16 protein-coding genes are annotated in these 17,207 nt (G+C 68.5%); 6 read left to right on the top strand and 10 right to left on the bottom strand.

The annotated features are described in order from the left end of the window. Positions 1–27: 27 nt before the first annotated feature. The 3 genes from glcF to ACO2Q5_RS07355 all read right to left on the bottom strand — a co-directional run bounded on the left by glcF (position 28) and on the right by ACO2Q5_RS07355 (position 3,920). Positions 28–1,323: a glycolate oxidase subunit GlcF gene (gene glcF, locus ACO2Q5_RS07345; RefSeq protein ID WP_423289458.1), complete on the bottom strand. Its 1,296-nt coding sequence runs from the start codon at positions 1,321–1,323 to the stop codon at positions 28–30. After that, on the bottom strand, positions 1,323–2,420 hold the full coding sequence (locus tag ACO2Q5_RS07350) for an FAD-binding protein (protein ID WP_423289888.1): 1,098 nt from the start codon (positions 2,418–2,420) through the stop codon (positions 1,323–1,325). Before ACO2Q5_RS07350 ends, glcF begins: the two co-directional genes overlap by 1 nt. 66 nt (positions 2,421–2,486) lie before the next feature. Continuing rightward, complete coding sequence (locus ACO2Q5_RS07355; protein WP_423289460.1) at positions 2,487–3,920, bottom strand: FAD-linked oxidase C-terminal domain-containing protein; 1,434 nt, start codon at positions 3,918–3,920, stop codon at positions 2,487–2,489. A gap of 167 nt (positions 3,921–4,087) precedes the next feature. Between ACO2Q5_RS07355 and ACO2Q5_RS07360 the strand changes: the two genes are divergently transcribed. Further along, positions 4,088–4,501: a CopD family protein gene (locus tag ACO2Q5_RS07360; protein WP_423289462.1), complete on the top strand. Its 414-nt coding sequence runs from the start codon at positions 4,088–4,090 to the stop codon at positions 4,499–4,501. Between the two features lie 2 nt (positions 4,502–4,503). After that, complete coding sequence (locus ACO2Q5_RS07365; protein ID WP_423289464.1) at positions 4,504–5,199, top strand: DUF599 domain-containing protein; 696 nt, start codon at positions 4,504–4,506, stop codon at positions 5,197–5,199. On the opposite strand, the gene ACO2Q5_RS07370 is transcribed toward ACO2Q5_RS07365, so the two are convergent. From ACO2Q5_RS07370 to ACO2Q5_RS07395, 6 genes are all read right to left on the bottom strand, one after another. After that, positions 5,196–6,428, bottom strand: coding sequence for a flavin monoamine oxidase family protein (locus tag ACO2Q5_RS07370; protein ID WP_423289466.1), 1,233 nt, complete (start codon positions 6,426–6,428; stop codon positions 5,196–5,198). The genes ACO2Q5_RS07365 and ACO2Q5_RS07370 overlap by 4 nt on opposite strands. 220 nt (positions 6,429–6,648) lie before the next feature. Continuing rightward, positions 6,649–8,742: a hypothetical protein gene (locus tag ACO2Q5_RS07375; protein ID WP_423289890.1), complete on the bottom strand. Its 2,094-nt coding sequence runs from the start codon at positions 8,740–8,742 to the stop codon at positions 6,649–6,651. Between the two features lie 17 nt (positions 8,743–8,759). After that, positions 8,760–11,549 carry a DUF4159 domain-containing protein gene (locus ACO2Q5_RS07380; protein ID WP_423289468.1) on the bottom strand — a complete coding sequence of 930 codons (2,790 nt, stop codon included), beginning with the start codon at positions 11,547–11,549 and terminating at the stop codon, positions 8,760–8,762. Further along, positions 11,549–12,415, bottom strand: coding sequence for a DUF58 domain-containing protein (locus ACO2Q5_RS07385; protein ID WP_423289470.1), 867 nt, complete (start codon positions 12,413–12,415; stop codon positions 11,549–11,551). Before ACO2Q5_RS07385 ends, ACO2Q5_RS07380 begins: the two co-directional genes overlap by 1 nt. Next, entirely contained in the window at positions 12,412–13,413 is a 1,002-nt protein-coding gene (locus tag ACO2Q5_RS07390) for an AAA family ATPase (protein ID WP_423289472.1), read from the bottom strand. Before ACO2Q5_RS07390 ends, ACO2Q5_RS07385 begins: the two co-directional genes overlap by 4 nt. Positions 13,414–13,524: 111 nt before the next feature. Beyond that, the gene (locus ACO2Q5_RS07395) at positions 13,525–14,403 is read right to left on the bottom strand and encodes a hypothetical protein (RefSeq protein ID WP_423289474.1); all 879 of its coding nucleotides are present in this window, start codon (positions 14,401–14,403) and stop codon (positions 13,525–13,527) included. Between the two features lie 81 nt (positions 14,404–14,484). On the opposite strand from ACO2Q5_RS07395, the gene ACO2Q5_RS07400 reads away from it, so the two are divergent. The 4 genes from ACO2Q5_RS07400 (at position 14,485) to ACO2Q5_RS07415 (ending at position 16,939) form a co-directional block, all read left to right on the top strand. Then, positions 14,485–15,075 carry a DUF1285 domain-containing protein gene (locus ACO2Q5_RS07400; protein WP_423289476.1) on the top strand — a complete coding sequence of 197 codons (591 nt, stop codon included), beginning with the start codon at positions 14,485–14,487 and terminating at the stop codon, positions 15,073–15,075. Positions 15,076–15,121: 46 nt separating this feature from the next. Next, positions 15,122–15,895 carry a hydroxypyruvate isomerase family protein gene (locus ACO2Q5_RS07405; RefSeq protein WP_423289478.1) on the top strand — a complete coding sequence of 258 codons (774 nt, stop codon included), beginning with the start codon at positions 15,122–15,124 and terminating at the stop codon, positions 15,893–15,895. A gap of 164 nt (positions 15,896–16,059) precedes the next feature. Next, positions 16,060–16,245 carry a zinc-finger domain-containing protein gene (locus ACO2Q5_RS07410; RefSeq protein WP_423289480.1) on the top strand — a complete coding sequence of 62 codons (186 nt, stop codon included), beginning with the start codon at positions 16,060–16,062 and terminating at the stop codon, positions 16,243–16,245. Between the two features lie 19 nt (positions 16,246–16,264). Continuing rightward, positions 16,265–16,939, top strand: coding sequence for a DUF2459 domain-containing protein (locus ACO2Q5_RS07415; protein ID WP_423289482.1), 675 nt, complete (start codon positions 16,265–16,267; stop codon positions 16,937–16,939). 7 nt (positions 16,940–16,946) lie between these two features. Here ACO2Q5_RS07415 and ACO2Q5_RS07420 read toward each other — a convergent pair whose 3' ends face one another. After that, positions 16,947–17,153, bottom strand: a complete 207-nt coding sequence (locus ACO2Q5_RS07420; RefSeq protein WP_423289484.1) for a hypothetical protein — start codon at positions 17,151–17,153, stop codon at positions 16,947–16,949. Between the last annotated feature and the right edge of the window lie 54 nt (positions 17,154–17,207).

A 17,207-nucleotide genomic window follows, 5' to 3' on the forward strand; every position in this document is an offset into this window, starting at 1 on the left:
GCGCGAATTGGGGCGGAATTGTGGCACTCAGGCCGCCCCCTCCAACAGGGCGCGCGGCCGTGGCCCGCCGGTCGCCCAGTCCAGAAGTTCCACCGTATGCACCACCGGAACTCCGGTGGCCGAGCCGATTTGCATCATGCAGCCGATATTGCCGGCCGCGATGATCTGCGGCGCCTTCGCCTCCAGCGTGGCCACCTTGCGCCGCTTCAGTTCCGCGCTGATTTCAGGCTGCATCAGGTTGTAGGTTCCCGCGCTGCCGCAGCAAAGATGGCTGTCGGCCGGCTCCACCACCTCGAACCCTGCGCGTTTCAGCAGGTCCTTCGGCGCGGTCTTCACCTGCTGGCCATGTTGCAGCGAGCAGGCCGCGTGATAGGCCACCCGCAGCCCCTGCGGCGCCTGTGCGGGCAGGCCGATCTTCACCAGCAGTTCGGACACATCCTTGGCCAGCCCGGCCACGGTAGCAGCATCCTCGGCCAGCGGGTCATTGCGGAACATATGGCCATAGTCCTTCACCGTGGTGCCGCAACCGGAGGTGTTGATCACGATGGCATCCAGCCCCTGCCCCCTGACCTCGGCCATGAAGGCACGGATATTGGCGGCAGCGCTGGCATGGGACAGGTCTTCCTTGCCCATGTGATGGGTCAGCGCCCCGCAGCAGCCCATGCCCTGCGGGATCACCACCTCACACCCCAGACGGCGCAGCAGGCGGATCGTCGCATCGTTGATATCCGTGTTCAGCGCCTTCTGCGCGCAGCCTGTCATCAGGGCCACCCGGAACCGCCGTTCGCCCTGCGGGGCAAAGCTTTGCGGATCGTCATTGCGGCTGACCGGCGGGATCTGCTTCGGCGCCATCTCCAGCATGGCGCGCAGCCGGGCATCGGGGATCAGCCGCCGGAAGGGCCGCGCAATCTTCGCCCCCAGAAGCGCCAGCCGGAACCGCCCCGGATAGGGCAGCACCCGCGCCAGCACCGCCCGCAGCATCCGGTCCACCAGCGGACGGCGATAGGTCTTTTCGACATGCGCGCGGGCATGGTCGATCAGATGCATGTAATGCACGCCACTGGGACAGGTCGTCATGCAGGCCAGACAGGACAGGCAGCGGTCGACATGTTTCACCGTCTTCTCGTCGGCGGGCCGCCCGGCCTCCAGCATGTCCTTGATCAGGTAAATCCGCCCACGGGGAGAATCCAGCTCATCGCCCAGCACCTGATAGCTGGGGCAGGTCGCCGTGCAGAAGCCGCAATGCACGCAGCTCCGCAGGATCTGGTTCGCCCGGGCAACACCGGGGTCCTTCAGCTGATCGGCGGTGAAATTGGTCTGCATCAGCACAGCCCTCCGGGATTCAGGATGCCACGCGGATCGAACCGCGCCTTCAGGCCTGCCTGCAAGGCCACCACTTCAGGGGCCTGCGGCTCATATGCGGGAGCAGTTTCCGCACCGCGCAGCCGGGTGGCATGGCCCCGCCCGGCCAGTGCCGCACGGATCGTGGCGCCATGACCTTCCGCGCAGGACAGCCACAGAAGGCCGCCGCCCCAATCCCACAAGGCCCGATGCGCAATCCCCGCAGCCCGCAGCGCGGCAGGCACAACCTCCGCCTCGCCCGGCACCACCGACAGCCGCCAGAGTGCGCCCGTCTCATCGGCAAAGTCCGAGATATCCCGCACCGCCCGCCACAGCGCGGTCGAAGCCTCGCCCTCCACCACCTGCCACGGCGCCGGGATCATCCGCTGCAATTCGCCCAGCCGATAGCGGACCGAACCCGCCATCCCCTCCACCCGGATCAGCGCCGCCCCCGCCCGGCAGGCCGCGCCCGAGATGTCATAGGGCAGGCCGAGCGCGCGGCGCAGCACCGCCAGTGCCGCCGCATCACCCAAGCCTTCGGCCAGTAAAGTCGCCTCCGCCTCCGGCCGGGCCTGCACCTTCAGGCTGACCTCGCTCAACACGCCCAGAACCCCGGCGGACCCGGCCATCAGCTTCACCAGATCATAGCCGGTGACATTCTTCATCACCCGCCCGCCGTTCTTCACCACCGTTCCGGCGCCATCGACGAACCGCACCCCCAGCATCGCGTCCCGGCAGGCCCCCGCCTGCACCCGCCGCGGACCGGAGGCATTGGCCGCCGCCACCCCGCCGATGGTCGACACCCCCTCGCGCCCCAGAACGCTCCGCAGATCCGGCACCTCAAAGGCCAGCCGCTGCCGCTCACCCGCCAGCAGCGCCTCGATCTCGGCAAGCCGCGTCCCCGCCCCGCAGACCAGCGTCAGCGCCTCCGGCTCATAAAGCCGCACCCCCGAAAGCCCGCCGGTCTCCAGCACGGCGCCCGGGCCGAACACGCCGCGCGTACCGCCACCGCGCACCGACAGCGGTCCCGCCGCCGTCCGGATCGCCTCGCTCAGTTCCGCCTCATCCGCAGGCCGCATCCACTGCTCTTTCATCTGTTCATAAATATCCTCAGGGGTCCGGGGGGCGAAGCGCCCCCGGCGGTCTCACCCCGCGCGCCGTCCGGCACTGACGGCCAGCGGAAACACCTTGGCCGGGTTCAGAAGCCAGCGCGGATCGAACACATCCTTCACCTGCATCTGCGCCTCCAGATCCCCGGGCGCATATTGCACCTCCATCAGGTCGCGCTTCTCGATGCCCACGCCATGCTCTCCGGTCAGGCAGCCGCCCACCTCGACGCAAAGCTTCAGGATCGCCGCCCCCATCGCCTCGCATTTCTCCAGATCGCCGGGGGTATTGGCATTGTAGAGGATCAGCGGATGCATGTTGCCGTCGCCTGCATGGAACACATTCGCCACGTCCAACCCGAATTCGCGGGAAATCTCTCCGATCCGCCGCAGCACAAAAGGCAGGCTGGACACCGGGATCGTCCCGTCCAGACACATGTAATCATTGATCTGGCCCATGGCGCCGAAGGCCGATTTACGGCCCAGCCAGATGCGTTTGGCCTGATCTTCATCCGCCGCCTCGCGCAGCTCCACCGGATTGTGGCGCAAGGCGATGGCCTTGATCGCGGCCAGCTGCTCGTCAATCTCGGCCGGGCTCCCCTCGACCTCGACGATCAGCAGCGCCTCGCAATCGGGGTATCCGGCCTTGGCAAAGGCCTCGCAGGCCACCAGACAGGGCCGGTCCATGAATTCGATGGCCACGGGCAGGATCCCCGCACGGATGATATCCGCCACGCAGGCGCCCGCGACCTCATTGGCGTCAAAGCCCATCAGCACCGGCCGCGCGCCCTCGGGCTTTGGCAGGATGCGCAAGGTGGCCTCGGTCACCACGCCCAACTGCCCCTCGGACCCGCAGACCACACCCAGAAGATCAAGCCCCCCGGCATCCATCCACGGCCCGCCCAGTGTCACCACCGTGCCGTCCATCTGCACCAGCGTGACACCCAGAAGGTTGTTCGTCGTCACCCCGTATTTCAGGCAATGCGCCCCGCCCGAGTTCATGGCGATATTGCCGCCAATGGCACAGGCCAGCTGGCTGGAGGGGTCCGGAGCATAGAACCAGCCCTCGCCTTCAATCGCGCCGGTCACCGACAGATTGGTGCGCCCGGTCTGCACCCGGATGAAGCGGCTGCCGAAATCGGTCTCCAGCACCGCATTCATCCGCGCCAGCCCCATCACCACCGCATCGCGCGACGGCATCGACCCGCCGGCCAGCGAGGTGCCCGCCCCGCGCGGCACCACCGGCACGCCTTCCTCATGGCAGACCCGCAATGCGGCGGCGACTTCGGCGGTCGTCCGTGGCAGCACCACCGCCAGCGGCAGACAGCGATAGGCCGACAAGGCGTCGCATTCATAGGCGCGCGTCTCGGTCTCGTCCTCGATCACCGCATCCGCGGGCAGCACATCGCGCAGCCGCGCAACGATCCGGGCCTTGCCCGCAAGGATGCGGGCGTCGGGAACTGGCATATCCATGGCTACCCCGGTGAGCTGATGGCGTGAATTGGTAAAGTCTTGTAACCAATTTGACAGGACCTGCCAACCCCCCTCCCGCCCCTTCATCCTGACCCAGAGATCCTCGCCGGAGGCATCCCCGCTTTCCCCCTTGCGCCGCCCCCGCCCGATCTGGCACCTCTGGCGCCATGGACTGGGTCAAGATCATTCATATCCTTGCGGTCATGGGCTGGATGACCTCCATCTTCGCCGTGCCGCGCGCGCTGATCTACTGGAAGCGGGAATGGGCGCGCCTTGGCGCCTTCGGCCCCTTGGGTGACCTGACGGTGCGGCTTTACCGCTTTTCCGCCGGGCTCGCGGTGATCGCGGTGGCCACCGGGTTGTGGCTGGCGTTTGCCGTCTGGGGGTTTGACCCCTGGCTGCATCTGAAGATCACTCTCGTCGTGCTCCTCGCCGCGCATTACATCTGGACCGGCGTTCTGGTCATGCGGGCCAGCCGGGGTGAGTTCCGCGAGAGCGATCTGTTCCTGCGCATCTTCAACGAAATCAGCGTCATCGTCACCATCGCCATTCTCTGGGCCGTGGTGGTGAAACCGTTCTGACCATGGGCAGCCTTGCCTCGCTGATCCATGCGCCGCCGGGGGATCTGCTGGCGCTTCTGGTGATCCTGTTGCTGTGGCTCGGCTCCGGCTGGGTGATCGAGAACCCGCCGCGCAGCCGCCCCTCGGTCACCGTGCTGATGGCGGTCTACCGCCGGGACTGGATGGCCACCTTCGTCACCCGCAGCCCGCGCATCTTCGACGCCACGCTGATCGATTCGCACCGGCAGGGCACCGCCTTTTTCACCTCCGCCTCGATGATCGCCATCGGCGGCGGGCTGGCGCTGATCGGCAATTCAGCCCTGATGCAAGAGATTGCGGCCGACCTGCCGCTGGATGCGGGCCAGATCGATCTTGCGCTGAAGGTGCTGCTGCCGGTCGGCTTCATGGCCAATGCACTATTGAAGTTCATCTGGGCCCATCGCCTCTTCGGCTATTGCTCGATCCTGATGGCAGCGGTGCCGAACGACCCCGCCGATCCCCGCGCTTTTCCCCGCGCGGCACAGGCGGCGGAAATCAACATCACCGCCGCGAAAAGCTATAACCGCGGCCTGCATTCGGTCTATTTCGCGCTGGCCGCGCTGGCCTGGCTGTTCGGGCCGGTCGCGCTGACGCTGGCCGCGCTGGTGACGCTGGCGGTGCTTCTGCGGCGCGAGTTCTGGTCGCATTCCCGCGCGGTGATCCTGCGCCATCTGGGCTAGGCCAGCACCCGCGCCACCGCCTGCCCGGTGATCTCTCCCGACAGCCGGGCCCCCGCCGCCGTCTGCATCAGCGCGCCGGCCAGCGCCTCGCCCGCGAACCAGATCCGGTCCCCCACCGGCTGCGCCAGCACCGCCCGCGCGCCCGCCCGGCCCGGCCGCGCCGCGGCATAGGCGCCCCGGGTCCAGCGTTCGGCCGCCCAGTTCGTCATGATGCCATGGCCGATGTGCCGCCGGATGTCGCTGCCGAACAGATCAGCCAGCCGGTCCGCCGCGAAATCCACCGCCGCCGCCGGACCAGCAGCCTCCACCTCCCAGGCGAAATCGCCACCGACGAAGCCGACCATCAGGTCCAGATCGAAGGGAAAGCACAGAAAGAACAGGTCATGCCGCGCCCGCCGCTCGATCAGCAGATCATCGAACGGCGCCAGCCCCAACCGCGTGCCCGAAACCGCCAGCGGAATCTTGGTCAATAGCCCCATCTGCAGATCGAAGATCGCCTCCATATGGCTGTCGGGCAGATCGGGGAAAAAGACCAGATCCTCGTGCTGCATCACCCCCGGAGAGACGGTGACGATCGCCGCCCGTGCGCGCAGATCTCCGCGCGCAGTCTCCGCCACCACGCCCGGCCCGTCCCAGCGCAGCCGCCGCACCGGGGTGGACAGCGTCACGGGCACATCGGCGCCCCAGCGGTGGATCAGCGCGCCGTAGCCTTCCTTCGTGAAATAATTCGGGTCCAGATCCCCCGCCGCCCGGAAATCCCGGATCGAGATTTCGTCGTCATCCGCGCCGAAATCCATCGGCCCGGCAAAGGTGGAGTTGGCCCGCAGGACATGGCAATCGCCGATCAGCGCCGACAGCCGGTCCTCCGCCCCGTCATGCGCCGCCAAAGCCGCGGACAGCGCCACATCCGCCGCCGCCATCCGCGCCATCTCCTCGGGCGAAGCGCGGCGTTTGCCGAAATAGAGATGATCCAGCCCCATATCATGGGCATAAAGCGTCCAGCCCGCCGCCTGCGCCTCGGGGAAGAACGGGTTGCGGTCCGCCGCATGCAGCCAGGCACAGCCGATGTCGAAGGGCATGCCAAAGTCGGTGTCGGTGGTCAGCGCCCGGCCGCCGATCCGGTCCATCGCCTCCAGCACCTGAAAGCTGCACCCCGCGGCCCGCACCGCCTTGGCGGCGGCCAGCCCAGCCGCTCCGGCCCCCACGATCAGGACATCCACCTCCGCCATCACAAATCCCCGCGTCAAATCCGTCGCCTGAAAACACGGTCATCGTGCCGCGGGACGGGGATTCGCAAAAGCGGGAAACCTTGCGCAGGTCCTGCCGGCAGGTCCTCCGGCGGGGATATTTGGACCAGTATGAACGACCTTTGCCCATTCATACTGGTGCAAATATCCCGGGGGAGTCCTCGCCCTTGGGCGAGGGCGGGGGCAGCGCCCCCTTCCGCGTTCAGACCCGGGCGCCGCGTCGGCCCTCGATCAGCCAGGCCGCCACCGACAACAGCGCCGCCAGCGTCAGCCAGGCCCAGCCGGGCAGCACCGGGGCCAGCTGCACCTCGGTGGTGACATAGGCCTCGCGCGGGGTAAGGCCCAGCCAACCGCGGCCCGCCGCCGGGCGGCCTTCGGCCACCGGGCGCAGGTCGGGCACGCCATCCTCCAGCCGCGCCACGCCGCCCCGGGTCGCGGTCACCGCCGGTTCCAGCGCCGTGGCCGAAGCCACGGTCGCCTCGAACTCCTTGGGCGAGGACGGGCCGACGCCGATCACCCGGGTCAGATCACCCTGTTCCAGCCGGTACAGCCCCAGAAGCGGCGCCTCCCAGACCACCTCGAACTTGCCGGGCGCCTGCTGCTGCATCTGAAGCGTGACTTCGGCCCCGTCCGGCCCGGTGACCTTCAAGGGCCCGGGCGGGTCTTCGCCGATGGTGCGGCGGGTGATCGTCAGCACCTGCCCCTGCGCAGTGGCGGTCAGCGTCTCTTCCTCCAGCTCCGGCTCTTTCAGCATCCAGTGCGCCAACCGCCGCAGCAGTTCCAGCTGCGGGCCGCCACCCTCATAGCCACGCCCCCAAAGCCAGGCCTGATCCGAGGCCAGAACCGCCACGCGGCCCTGATCCACCCGATCCAGCACCAGAAGCGGCAGGCCGTCCGGCCCCTCCATCACCGTCTGGCCGGAAATCTTCTCCACCTCGATCGCGCGGAACCAGCGGCCCCAGCCCGGCGTGCCATCCGCGGCGGGCGGGTTCGGCGCGTAATCCTGCAGGCCTTCGGTCACCGGGTGGCGCTGGCCCAGTTCGGTGATCCGCGGGGTGAACCCGCCTTCCACCACCTGCGCCGTGGGCGCCACCGGCAGGATCTCGGCCAAAGGCGAGCGGTAGAGCGAATCCACCGCGCCAAATTCGGGACCGGAGGCCACCAGCACCGTGCCACCGTTGCGGACGTAGTTCACCACATTGTCGATATAGGACATCGGCAGGATGCCCCGCATCCGGTAGCGGTCGAAGATGATCAGGTCGAATTCTTCGATCTTCTCGACGAACAGCTCGCGCGTGGGGAAAGCGATCAGCGACATTTCATCCACCGGCACGCCGTCCTGCTTTTCCGGTGGCCGCAGGATGGTGAAATGCACGAGGTCCACCGAAGCGTCGGATTTCAGCAGGTTACGCCAGACCCGTTCCCCGGCATGCGGCTCTCCGGAAACCAGCAGCACCCGCAGCCGGTCACGCACGCCATTCACCTGCACCACGGCCGCATTGTTGCGGTCGGTCAGTTCGCCCTCCACCCCGGGGACCGAGAATTGCAGCACGTTCATCCCGCCATGCGGCAGGGTCACAGGCAGCTCCAGCTCCACCCCCACGGGCACGCGGAAGGTCTGCGGCGGATCGGCATCGACCGAGATCGTCAGATCCACCTCGCCCCCTTCGGCGACCGGAACGGCGCCGGTATCCTCGACCATCAGCTTCAGGGTGAATTCCTCGCCGATGATGGCGAAGGCAGGCGCGTTCTTCACCACCAGACGGCGGTCCCAGTCCGATTTCTTGCCGGTCAGCAGCAGGTGGAACGGAGCCGGGCTTTCCGGGGTCAGGCCAAGGTCATGGACCTGCCCGTCGGAAATCAGGATCACCCCGGCCACCCGGGCGCGGGGTTCCTCGGCCAAAGCCTCGGCCATGGCGGTCATGGCCAGCGTCCCGGCATTCTCCGGTCCGTCGCCAAAGCGCTTCACCCGCAGCTCGGTGTTGTCCAGCGCGGCCACCTCTGCCGTCACCCGGGCAATCGCGGCCTCGGTCTGGGCGGGGCGGTCGGCCAGCCTGTCGCTGGAACTGTCATCCACCAGAAGGATCACGATATCGGACAGCGCCTGCCGTTCCTCGCGCTGGAAACCGGGTCCCGCCAGTGCCGCGATCAGCGCCGCAAGCGCCAGCCCGCGCAACGCCCAGCCCGGCAACCCGCGCCACAAGGCGAGCGCCACGAACAACAGCGCCACGCCCCCCGCCGCCCACAGGACAGGCCAGGGCAGCAGCGGATCAAAGACCAGATGCCCGGGCAGCATCCCGGAAAACGCACCGTTCAATTGCCCAGCCTTTCCAGAAGCGCAGGCACATGGACCTGATCGGATTTATAGTTGCCGGTCAGCACATGCATGATGAGGTTGATCCCGAAGCGCCACGCAATCTCGCGCTGGCGGTCCCCGGCAGCGCCGCGGCCCACGGGCAGCAGGGGCACGCCGTTCTCATCGGTGGCCCATGCGGCGGCCCAGTCGTTGCCGCCGATCACCACCGGGGTCACCCCGTCGTTCAGGTTGCGGAAGGGCACACCCTCTTCAGCGGCAGCATCCGCGGGCGCGGCCTCCACCCAGACCGGCGCACCGGTCTGGCGGCCCGGAAACTCCTGCAACAGATAAAAGGTGCGGGTCAGCACATGGTCCTGCGGCAGCTGTTCCAGGGGCGGGATGTCCAGCCCCGCGGCAATCCGTTGCAGCGCGGCGCCTTCGGGGGTCTGACCGCCCATGGCACCCAGATCCGCATCGCGGGTGTCAAAGAGGATCATCCCCCCGGTCCGCAGAAACTGGTTCAGCTTGGCATAGGCCGCGGCCGAGGGCGTGGGCGCATCAGCAGTAACCGGCCAGTAAAGGAAGGGGAAAAAGGCCAGTTCATCCTTTTCGATATCCACGCCGATGGGCGCCATCGGCTCGATCGCGGTGCGTTCCCACAGCCGGTCGCCCAGCCCCATGAGGCCGGCCTGCGCGATATCGTCCACCTGCGCATCGCCGGTCAGCACATGGGCCAGCACCACACCATCGGTGGCCAGAACGGCGAAATCATCGCCCGGCTTCGGTTCATCCACCGCCTGCGCCCATGCGCCCGGCGCGGGGGCCATGGCCGCGGCCATCACGGCCAGAACCAGCGCCGCCGCGGCCCGGCGCAGGCCCAGACGGCCCGCCACCCAAAGCGCGGCCAGCACGTCCAGCAAGAGAAGCGCGAGTGCGCCCGCCAGAAGCGGCCCCTGCAACGACCGTTCCGGAGCCACGGCCAGCCCTTCGACCACCGCCTCTGCCGGCCATTCCGCGGCCAGAAGCGTCGTCTCCGCCCCGATGACATTCAGCGCGACGCGGCGGTCCTGCCCGGCATAAAGGCCCGGCGGCTGCGCTGGCCCCGGCCCGGCCTGCATCGCCTCGGCCAGCACTTCGCCCGGCACACCGGCCACTTCGCCCGCGTCCTTTTCGGCGCCCCATGCGTCCAGCAACACCTCGGGCACCCAGACCTGCCCGGCCAGATCGGCAGCCTCGGGCCGTGCCGGCCGGGTCGAGATCGCCAGCCGTTCCAGCATCTGCACGAACAGACCTGACAGCGGCAGGTTCGACCATTCCGCATTGGCGGTGACATGGACCAGCACCACCGCGCCTTCGCCCAATGCCTTGCGGGTCACCAAGGGTGTGCCATCTTCCAGCGCGGCGATGGTGCGTTCGGCAAGCTCCGGGTCCGGCTGGGCCAGAACCTGTTCCTGCACCTGCACATCTTCGGGAACGGGCAGGCCGAAGAACGGGCTGCCCTCGGGGAACGGGGCCAGACCCTTCGGCTCTCCCCAACTCATGGCGCCGCCGACCTGACGGCCGCCTTCGCGCAGGCGGACGGGCAGCAGCGGGTCTTCCTCATACCGGCTGACATCGGACCCGGCCAACCGCGGCCCGGCAAAGCGCAGAAGCATGCCGCCCTTTTCCACCCAATCCTCCAGCGCGGTCTGCTCGGCATCGGTCAGCCGGGCCACATCGGCCAGGATAACCGCATCCGGGCTGGCGGGCAGGACATCGGCAATCGGCCCTTCGATCAGATCGGCCACCGGCGCCAGCGCCTGCCGCAGATAATGCAACGGCGACAGAAGCTGCAGCCCCTCCTGCGCGGGGCCGGTGGAGATCAGCGCCACCTTCCGCCGTTTCAGGCTGTCATCGGTCAGGCTCACCGCGCCCGAGGAGCGGATGCCTGCGATTTCAAAGCGGGTCACGCGGTTGCGCAGTTCCGGCGGAAGGTCCATCGCCGCCTCGGCCCGGGTCTCTCCCGGCGCGAAGGTCAGGGTGGCGCGGGCCAGTTCGCGTTCGATCCCGGCGGGATCGGGGCCGCGGCCGATCACCTCGACCTGCGCGGCGCCCTCGCCCGACAGGCGACTGGCCGCGACCTTGACGCGCCCATCCTCGAACGTGGCGGGATGCAACGCCAGCACCGCGCCGGGGCTTTCGATCACCGTCAGCGCGCCCTTGTCGGCAAAGACCGCGGCCAAAGCATCGCGGCCTTCGTGGCTCAGCCCGTCGGACAGCCAGACCGTATCGAAATCCTCAGCCGGAAGCACCTCGGCCCAGTCCTGCATGGCGCCCGGCGCCCAGGCGGCCGGTTCCATCGCGGCCAGCCGCCCGGCCCAGGCCTCGGCCGTCTGGAAGGCCACTTCCTGCGGGGTGTCGGTCAGGCGGACCACCGCCACGGTGCGCCCGTCCTGCCCGGCCTCCTGCAGCAGCTGCGCCGCGCGGTCCAAGCGCCGGGTCCAGTCGCGTGCATCGGCCCAGCCCCCGTCCAGCACCACCAGAAGGGGACCAGCGCCGGCCTGCCGCGCCTCGGGGTGCAGGACCGGCCCGGCAAAGCCAAGGATCGCCCCTGCAATCGCCAGCGTCCGCAGCAGCAGCAGCCACCACGGCGTCTTGTCCGTCTCGGCATCCTCATCGCGCAAGCCCAGCAGCAGCGCCACACCCGGAAAGCGGCGGCGGATCGGTGCGGGCGGCACGGCCCGCAGCAAAAGCCACAGGACCGGCAGTGCGACCAGCCCCCACAGAAGCCACGGCGTCAGGAACCCGATGGGGCCAAGGGTGAACATCAGCGCCCGCCCTCCAGCGCGCGGTAAAGCCACAGCAGCGCCGGTTGTGCCGGGCCGCCGGTGTGATGGGTGGAGAATTGCCAGCCCACGGCACGGGCCAGCTGGGTCAGCCGGTCCCGCCGTTCGGCCAGACGGGCCAGATAGCGCGCACGCAGCTGCCCGGCCTGCTGCGTTTCATGCCGCAGACCGCCGCCCATGGATTCAAAGATCACCCGGCCGTCGAAGGGAAATTCCTCCTCCGCCGGATCAAGGATCTGCAGCAGGGCACCGCGGACCCCGCGGTCGGCGGCCCGGGCAAGCGCCTGTTCGACGCCCTCCAGCGGGCCAAGGAAATCGGACAGGAACACCGCCCGGCCATGGCCCACCATTCCGGCCGTCTCCGGGACGCCATAGTCGCCGCCGGTCTCATCGCCCGACAGGCGCGCAGCCAGCCGCACGATCTGCGTCCGCCCCGCCCGCGGCAGGGCCAGCCCGGCTAGCCCGACCCGTTCACCCCCCCGCAGCAGCAGGACCGCCAGCGCCAGCGCCAGAAGCCGCGCCCGGTCGGCCTTGGGCGCGCGGTCCTTCGCGCCTGCAAATGCCATGCTTTTCGATGGATCGACCCAGAGCGTCACCGATTGCGCCGCCTGCCATTCCCGTTCGCGCACGAAATGCGCATCCGCCCGGGCCGAGCGGCGCCAGTCAATCGCCCGCGCCGGATCGCCCGCATGGGCGGCGCGGTATTGCCAGAATTCATCCCCCAGCCCGGCGCGGCGGCGGCCATGTTCGCCCAGCATCACCGTTGCGGCCAGAATCTCTGCCTCGGCCAGCAAGGGCGGCAGGGTCTGGCCAAGCGCCTCGGCCCGGGCCTGAAGGGTCGCCGTCACGCAGCCGCCTCAAGGCCCAGCACGCGGGTGGAGACGCGCGAGATCACGCCCGCCAGCGACTCGCCCCGCGCCCGCGCCGCGAAGGACAGCGCCATCCGGTGCGTCAGCGTGGCCTGCGCCAGCGCCGCCACATCCTCGACCGAGGGCACCAGCCGCCCCTGCAACAGGGCCCGCGCCCGCACCGTCAGCATCAGGGCCTGCGCCGCCCGCGGCCCCGGCCCCCAGGCCAGAATGTCGGCCAGATCGCGGCCCTCTGCCTCGCCCGGACGGCAGGCGCGGACAAGGTCAAGGATCGCCTCGACCACCTTGTCGCCCACCGGCATCCGGCGGATCGCCGATTGCGCGGCGATCAGCTCGCTTGCGTCGAACACCTGCGTGCTGGCGGCCTCTTCCGCGCCGGTGGTGGCGATCAGGATGTCGCGTTCCACAGCGCGGGTGGGATAGTCCACGTCGACCTGCACAAGGAACCGGTCCAGCTGCGCCTCGGGCAGGGGATAGGTGCCCTCCTGCTCAATCGGGTTCTGCGTAGCCAGCACATGGAACGGGCGACCCAGCGGACGGTGCTGGCCCGCGATGGTGACCTCTTTCTCCTGCATCGCCTGCAACAGCGCCGATTGCGTCCGGGGCGAGGCGCGGTTGATTTCATCGGCCAAGAGCAGCTGGCAGAACACCGGCCCTTCAAGGAAGCGGAACGCCCGGCTGCCATCCGTGGCCGTTTCCAGCACTTCGGACCCCAGAATATCCGCGGGCATCAGGTCAGGCGTGAACTGGATCCGGTTGGCCTTCAGCCCCATCACGGTGCCAAGCGTATCGACCAGCCGCGTCTTGCCCAGACCGGGCAGACCCACCAGAAGCGCGTGCCCCCCGCAGAGAAGCGAGGACAGCACCAGCTCCACCACCTTGTCCTGCCCGATGAAGCGCCGGTTGATCGAGGCCTTTGCCTCGGCCAGCCTTGTGCCAAGGCCCTCGATCTCGGCCACCAGCGCATGATCCACCATCTCGGGCTCCCTTTCGTCGGTTCGCCCGACATTAGACCGAAATCGGCCGGGGACCACAAATGCCAAAAGGCGACTTGACACAAATGATCGTGAGAGATCGCGTGACCGCCGTCAGACCGCGCAATCGCCCGGGGTGACGGTCAATTCGCCGATGGGCCGGTCTACGGCGGTGTAGACATAGACGAGGGTTGCCCCCGCCAGAACCGCCGGGCGCAAGGCGCCGTTGCCGCAAACCCCGGCCACGATCTGTTCGCGCATGCCATAGCCAAGTTCGGCTTCGGGATCGGCCAGCAGGTAATGGAACCGGAGGGTGTTCCCCTCGACCCGCACCCGTTCCAGCGTCACCCCGTCGCCAAGATTCTGCGGCAGCACGCCAAGACCCTCCGCCACCTCGTTCAGATAGGTGGGCAAACCGTTTGCCCGGATCATCAGGGCAATGGTCGCGTCGGAAACGGCCGGGCGGGACTGCGCCGCCTCGGCCCGCAGCGTGGCCTGTTCGGCAACTGCCACCGGCATGACCCGCGTCGCGACAAGGCCCGCAATACCCAGAAGAACCGCGCCGATCCGCCCCCCGGAGTGGCCGGGATCCGGATTCCGGCCCGGTGTGAACAAAAGCCAGAACCACGCGAAGGGAACAAGCGTCAGGATGCCGAGCCGGGCGTGGCCCCAGGCATCGCGCGACCGCGCCTGCCCGGCCCGGACCATCAGAAACCCCGCGACAAGATAGGCAGCCACATCCACCGCGACCAGAAGCCACAGCCATCCGCCCACCAGCGCCTCGGGGGAAAGCAACCACAGCAGGGATGTCAGGGAAAGGCCGATCAGGATAAGGCCGATCCGCGCGAAATAACTCGCCCGCCCCGTCCGTGCCTGCCCCCGTGGCCGGAGTGCCGCGACAAGGCCGCCAAGGAACAGCCCGGCATAGGCGGCAGCCCACAAGGCCCCGTCCGGCAGGTTCAGATAGCGCCAGGCCAGCAGATCCAGATCCAAGCCCGCCTCCCCCTGCCGGTGGTATTTTGCGGCCCGAAGCCTTACATGGGACAGATCGCCGGAAAAGGCCCCAGACGCAGAATGACAGAAACTCCTCCTACCGCACCGAATGCCGACACGCTGGCCGCTGCCGCCAAAGCCGCGGGCAAGGGCCGGGGTCCGGCACCGGTGCATCTGTGGAATCCGCCGTTTTGCGGTGATCTGGACATGCGCATCGCGCGGGACGGCAGCTGGTGGTATCTGGGCACGCCCATCGGGCGGCCCGCGCTGGTGAAGCTGTTCTCCTCGATCCTGAAGCTGGAGGACGGGAAGTATTTCCTCGTCACCCCGGTCGAGAAGGTGGGCATCCGCGTCGATGACGCGCCTTTGTTCATTGAGGACATCGCCACCCAAGGCACCGGCCGCGACCAGTCTGTCACCGTGACCACCCGAACCGAGGACACGGCCGTGATCGGCCCTGACCATCCCTTGAGGGTGGAGCGGGACGCAAAGACCGGCGAACCCTCGCCCTATGTGCTGATCCGCACCAACCTCTGGGCCCGGGTAGACCGGAAATCCTTCTTCCGGCTTGTCGATCTTTGTTGCCATGAGGTGCAGGACGGGGATAGCTGGTTCGGCCTCTGGTCCCGAGGCACGTTTTTTCCGGTGATCCCTTCGTCCGAACTGACCTGATCCTGACGTTCCCAAAGCCCCTGTTCAGACCGAGCGCCTCGCCCGAATGCCCCGTTTTGCCGCCAACCTGACCTATCTCTTCACCGAGCTGCCGATGCTGGACCGGCCCGACTGGGCCCGCCGCACCGGCTTTGACGGGGTCGAGGTGCTGTTTCCCTATGACCATTCCCCCGCCGAGTGGGAGCGGGCGCTGGCCGGTCTGCCGGTTGCCCTGATCAACACGCCACCGGGCGACTGGCTGGCAGGCGACCGTGGCTTTGCGGCCCGCCCGGGGGATGAGGCGACCTTCCGCGACGGGTTCCTGCGTGCTGCGGATTATGCCAGCCGGATGGGTGCGGCCAATGTCCATGTCATGGCGGGTGTGGCGCGCGGCCCGCAGGCCGAGGCGACCTATGCCGAAAACCTGGCGTGGGCCGCCGATCAGGCGCCCGCGCTGCGCCTTTCGGTCGAGCCGCTGAACCCCGAGGATATGCCGGGCTATTTCCTGAACGACTATGATCAGGCCGCGCGGATTCTGGACGATCTGAACCATCCCCGGATCGGGCTGCAGTTCGACCTGTGGCATGCCGCCCGGCTGCATGGCGATGCGGGGGTGGTCTGGGCTGCGCATCGCCACCGGATCAACCATGTGCAGATCGCGGGCTTTCCCTCACGGAATGAGCCGGGCGGCGGCGGATTCTCCCTGCCCGCCCTCTGCGACGCGGTGGACGGGATGGAGGCGGTCTGGATCGCTGCCGAATACCGCCCGGCCAAGGGCACGGCGCAGGGCCTGCTGTGGCTTCAGGCGCTGAAGTCGCGCGGCACCCTGATCGGCGCCTGACAAGACCGGCTTTCCGGCATGACCCGCAGGGCAAAGCCCGCATTCGGGCTGCGCATCGGTCGCAGCCGGGCCGGGATCCCCCAGCCAACCGGCGGCATACCCTTGCCCCCTTGCGGCGCTGCGGCGTATGATTGCGGGAACAGCCATTCCTCAGGACGAAAGCCATGACCCTTCCCGCCCCCGAAACCACGGTCGTCACCCACTGGAAAGTGGCCTGCGACGGCGGCGAAGGCGCGCTTGGCCATCCCCGCGTCTGGCTGACCATCCCGCAGGACACCGGATTCGTCGAATGCGGCTATTGCGACCGCCGCTTCGTGATCGACCGCGAACACGCCCACGACGACCACTGATCCGCGCTGCGGCGCCCCCGTGCGTCGCGCGCTCAGGACGCTGACCGGGCTGGTGCTGGTTGTGGCCGCCCTACCCCTGCTGTGGATGCTGGCCGGGCTTCTGGGGGGCCTGATCCCCGGCCCGACCGCCCCGCAGCCCGGACCGCCCGCGGTGCAGATCGGGCTGGTCGCGACCCCCATCCATTACGACCTTCTGCTGCCGCTGGATGATGACCTGCGCGCCAGGTTCGGCTTTGCCGCGGCGGCCGGTGTGGACATCGGCAACCCCGCGGCCGGGTGGCTGCTGGTCGGCTGGGGGGCCGAAGGCTTCTACACCAGCGCGGGCCGCTATTCCGACATTCCGGCATGGGCCGTGGCCAGGGCCATCACCGGCGACCGTTCGGTCCTGCGGCTGGAGGCTTGGGAGAACCGTCCCCTGGCCGATTTCGCGCAGACCCGCAGCCTGATGCTGTCGGCCAAGGGCTATGAGGCGCTGATAGACGGGATCCTTAGCGAACTTGGCACGCCCGAACTGGTGCAGGCCCCGGGGCTGACCAGCCGGGATGCGTTCTTTCGCGCCTCGACCCCGTTCAACGGGCTTTACACCTGCAACGCATGGGTGGGAGAGGCCTTGCGCGATGCGGGTGTGCCACTCGGCATCTGGACGCCCAGCCCGCAATCCTTGCGCCTGAGGCTGGACGATCTGCCGGGCTGACCGCCGCTCAGCGCCGCCGGACCATGGCGGCCACGATCCCGGCAATCGCCCCCAGAATGGCCCCGGCGGGGGCCATGACGAAGATTACCCCCATGGCATAGGCGCCTTCGGCCTGCGACACGGTCGTAAGTGACGGCACGATCACGCCCGCCACCAGAATGACCAGCGCGGCGCCCAAGGCCGCCCCCGCCACAGCCCACAGGATCATCCGCATCGCGACCTCCCCGGCGGGGTGGCACCCGGCCCCGCTTCGCGGCTATAGTCGCCG

It is taken from the genome of Neotabrizicola sp. VNH66 (assembly GCF_049445895.1).
GTDB lineage: Bacteria > Pseudomonadota > Alphaproteobacteria > Rhodobacterales > Rhodobacteraceae > Pseudogemmobacter.